This is a genomic window from Skermanella sp. (assembly GCF_059503625.1).
This window is the reverse complement of the sequence record NZ_JCACHA010000162.1, coordinates 1-3,627: the sequence shown is the minus strand read 5'-3', so window position 1 is coordinate 3,627 and position 3,627 is coordinate 1. Positions and strand designations below refer to the sequence as shown.

6 protein-coding genes are annotated in these 3,627 nt (G+C 63.6%); 2 read left to right on the top strand and 4 right to left on the bottom strand.

The genetic code is table 11. The annotated features are described in order from the left end of the window. Positions 1 to 252 (top strand): DDE-type integrase/transposase/recombinase (locus AC5JJ6_RS04385; protein WP_496040878.1); only part of this gene is annotated, 252 nt, incomplete at its 5' end. Positions 253 to 558: 306 nt separating this feature from the next. On the opposite strand, the gene AC5JJ6_RS04380 is transcribed toward AC5JJ6_RS04385, so the two are convergent. The 4 genes from AC5JJ6_RS04380 to AC5JJ6_RS04365 form a co-directional block, all read right to left on the bottom strand. Beyond that, a complete protein-coding gene (locus AC5JJ6_RS04380; protein WP_496040877.1) occupies positions 559 to 1,662 on the bottom strand; it encodes a Do family serine endopeptidase in 1,104 nt (367 codons plus the stop codon). Between the two features lie 261 nt (positions 1,663 to 1,923). Continuing rightward, positions 1,924 to 2,253 (bottom strand): hypothetical protein, encoded by a 330-nt coding sequence (locus AC5JJ6_RS04375; protein ID WP_496040876.1) that lies wholly within the window; start codon positions 2,251 to 2,253, stop codon positions 1,924 to 1,926. Between the two features lie 12 nt (positions 2,254 to 2,265). Then, positions 2,266 to 2,778 carry a hypothetical protein gene (locus AC5JJ6_RS04370; protein WP_496040875.1) on the bottom strand — a complete coding sequence of 171 codons (513 nt, stop codon included), beginning with the start codon at positions 2,776 to 2,778 and terminating at the stop codon, positions 2,266 to 2,268. Between the two features lie 71 nt (positions 2,779 to 2,849). Next, the gene (locus tag AC5JJ6_RS04365) at positions 2,850 to 2,948 is read right to left on the bottom strand and encodes an Hsp20 family protein (protein WP_496040874.1); all 99 of its coding nucleotides are present in this window, start codon (positions 2,946 to 2,948) and stop codon (positions 2,850 to 2,852) included. 420 nt (positions 2,949 to 3,368) lie between these two features. Between AC5JJ6_RS04365 and AC5JJ6_RS04360 the strand changes: the two genes are divergently transcribed. Next, positions 3,369 to 3,627: hypothetical protein (locus AC5JJ6_RS04360; RefSeq protein ID WP_496040873.1), on the top strand; the 259-nt coding region annotated here is incomplete at its 3' end.

Here is a 3,627-nt window from a genome sequence, read left to right as displayed (position 1 = left end):
GTCGACCACCGTACCAGTCAGTATAAAAACAACATGATCGAACAGAATCACCGGGGCATAAAAGGACGCTATCGACCGATGCGGGGATTCAAGAACTTCGATGCGGCTCATCGCTTCTGCCGCGCCTTCGACGAGATCCGCAACTTCCTGCGACCGGCTACCTACATCAACCAGAACGTCTCTCTCGCTCGTCGACGGGTCATCCACGTCCAGCGCGTGGCTGCGCTGCGGGACCTGATCTCCGCCGCATGATACGGCTTCTGGTAATCAGACGCCTGCCTGCTGCGCAACTGGCCCCAAAACCTGACAGAACCATCCGACGTTGCCTTGTCCCGCCGGCTGGAACAGCCATAAGGCTGAGGGTTCCCGTGGAACGCAACAACGCCCAGCAGCGAGGCCTGGCTGGCGCAGGCTGGCACTCGTCCCGATAACCAGAAACTCGTCAGACGGGTGCTGCCGGTCCCTCACCCCTGATGCGATCATCACCGTCAAGGCTCCCGCTGATCGGCACGTTTGCGTCGGTGCTGGCCCGAACCCGCTCGGTGTCCGATCCTGCTTCTAGCGCCGACCGGACCTTTGATCGTCCTGGATCGTGGCGGTCAGGACGCGCCTGGAACCGTCACGCTCGATGGTCAGGGCCACCGCCTGCCCGACGCGCTTCAGTCCGACGTGATTGCGGACCTGAGTGGAGCTGTGAACCTGGACCCCGTCGATGGCGACCACGACGTCGCCGCGCCGCAAACCCGCACGCTCGGCCGGAGATCCCGGTTCGACCTGGGCAACGACGGCGCCCTCGGAGGTGCCGACCTGCAGTGCGGTGGCGATCTCGGGCGTGAGGTCCTGCACGGCGATGCCAATGCGTCCGCGGCGGACCTCGCCATACTCGATGATCTGGTCCATGACGGCACGCGCCATGTTGATCGGCACAGCGAAGCCGATACCGACATTGCCCCCACTGGGTGCCAGGATGGCGGTGTTGATCCCGACCAGACGGCCGCGCAGATCGACCAGCGCACCGCCTGAATTGCCGGGATTGATCGAGGCGTCGGTCTGGATGAAGTCCTCGTAGCCTTCGACGCGGAGACCGCCGCGCCCCAGAGCGCTGACGATGCCCGAGGTGACGGTCTGGCCAAGACCGAACGGATTGCCGATCGCCACCACATAGTCACCGACCTGCAGTCGATCGCTGTCCCCGAGCGGCACCGCCTGAAGCCCCTGGCCCTGGATCTGCAGCACGGCGATGTCGGTCCCAGGATCGCGCCCAACCAGCCGGGCTGGGTAACGCTGGTTGTCTTTGGTGGTGACTTCGATCGCGTCGGCTTCCGCGACGACGTGATTGTTTGTCAGCACATAGCCCCGGCGCGCATCGACGACGACGCCGGAGCCGCTCGCGGACGTCTCGCGCGGCTGCTGCGGCATGTCCGGCAGGTCGAAGAACCGCCGGAAGAATGGATCATTGAACAGCGGGTTCACGCTCGGTCCCCGCGCCCTCACCGCGATATTGACCACGCCGGACGTGACCTCGCGGAGCATGGGAGCCAGCGTTGGGACCGCCGGCTCCTGACTTGCCGCGGGCACGGGCAGTGCCACCCCCCAGACGATCAGGGCGACGGCAAGCGCATGAGCGATTGGGACGAAGATCGAGGAGTTTGCTGCAACCATGTTGTGACCACTCTGCTGTGCGTTCCAGTTTGTCGATCTGCCAGCGTCGCAAGCGGACTCGCAAGACGACGGTGGAGCTATTCCCGCGGCAGTCATATCAGTCCGGCGACAGATGCCGCCGAACCGGCGCAGCCCCTGTCCGAACACACTGTCCGACCGATCCGCATCATGCGCGGCTGACGAACGGCGTCCAACCGTCGCGCAGGGAGTTCCGCTCCCAGCATTCGGAAGACCGGCCGGACAGCCGTTTATCGTGGTCGATCACGTCGCCAGGCCGCGAAGCAGCGGGGATGCGATCAGCACCAGCAGGCCGAGTGCGGCCGAAGCGGCCGCCTCGTCCCACCGGGTGAGATGTGGTGCCAGGATTGCTTCCTCGCGCAGACCCGCGCCGATGGCGGCTATGATGGCGCCCAGAAGCAGAAAACCCGCCAGCTTGATCGGCATCACCTCCCCTGGGTAGTGAGAAGCGAAGAACAGGCAAAAAGCCACCGTCAGACCCCAACGGATCAGGTGCTCCTGATTGGGATCCACCGGTTCCTGATCGTTCGGGTCGATCCAGTCGTTCCAATTCCACCGGTCGGGCGTGCGCATGGCGGGCCTCCGTCAGGCAACGCGAAGTTCACCGGAAAACCGGGAGCCGGAAACCTGGGAGACGTTCGCGTTCGCCGGAATTGGAGGCAGCATGGCCTCCTCCACCGACGCCATATCTTGGGCCGGCTCGGCGGATTTTTCGTTCTGGTCCCAGCATCTCGGATTAGCCAAATGATCCAGGGTCGCAAGCAAGTGCCGATCCGGACCCGCGTTACCCCACCACTGGGCACCTGCCTCGAAGGTTACCAGGCATTCCTGCATCCACTGCATCCAGAGGCCGACCGGCTCGTCCTGACAGGGGACGTCCCCGTGCCGTTCAACCTTGCCCGACATGGCCGTGCTGCTGCCCGGCTCATGTTTGATGGTCATTTTGCCTGGAGGATCCCCGGACATGGAAAATGCTGAAGCAACGTCATTGGCGGCGGTCGATCGATCCAGCAACGATACCTGATCCGGCGCGATCACCCGGTTCGTGGTGTTCGACGAATGAGTTTTCCTGTCAATTCGCACAAGGTTCGTCCGCATGGCAGTCTCCCGACACCTGGAGGATGCCGGCGCGCCGCCCGCCGGACCGGAGGTGCGGCGCACCGGTCCTGTTATGACGCGTTGATCTGGATGCGCCTGGCCTTGTTCGCCATCCTGGGCGACTTGGGCAGCGCCACCGTCAACACGCCGTTGCTGACCGAGGCGGTCACCTGGTCCTCGGCCACCTATAGCGCAGGGCGCGATCGAGCAGATCGAGCAGTTGATCGTAACCGACAGGCGGTCGAAACAGGGGGGCAAAGTCGATCATGCCCATAGCCACATCCTCCTCTTGAGCAACATGGGTACGAGCGCGCCATGAAGGGGCGCCATGGTTGCCGATCCCTCACGGGCTCCGGCGATTGTGATCTAGGTAGCGCGTGACCCCGTTCAAGGGGGTTTGGAACACAGGCCGCTGCTGACCTTCAAGGTGTCCGTCCCTTGGCTGATTTTGCGCCCAGACATCCCGCCAATGTCTTGAAGCGCCAACGGAATTGCACAAATCCAATCACGCCAGGACTGCGGATCCGGCACGGGCCTGCCGCCCTGCGGGGGCCTTCCATAACCATGTTGCTCAAGAGGAGGATGTGGCTGTGAGCATTTTCCATCCGGTCATGGACCAAGTTTGTGGCGGGACGATCATCTCAACCCTCGCAACTGATAAGACGCACGAACCCCCTGGCCGCAACACCGCCGTGCCGCTCCAGCAGGATCGGATCAAGGTTCAGGACCCAGCATCCTGGGCGGACACGCCACCGGCAGCGGATGATCCTCTCGACCTTGCGATCGAGTTGACCTTTCCGGCCAGCGACCCTCCGGCCATTACCTCTCTTCTCGGGGTCGGTTCGGCTC

Coding starts and splice junctions, on each gene's coding strand:
- AC5JJ6_RS04380 (WP_496040877.1), bottom strand. CDS start 1,662: ATGGTTGCAGCAAACTCCTCGATCTTCGTCCCAATCGCTCATGCGCTT.
- AC5JJ6_RS04375 (WP_496040876.1), bottom strand. CDS start 2,253: ATGCGCACGCCCGACCGGTGGAATTGGAACGACTGGATCGACCCGAAC.
- AC5JJ6_RS04370 (WP_496040875.1), bottom strand. CDS start 2,778: ATGCGGACGAACCTTGTGCGAATTGACAGGAAAACTCATTCGTCGAAC.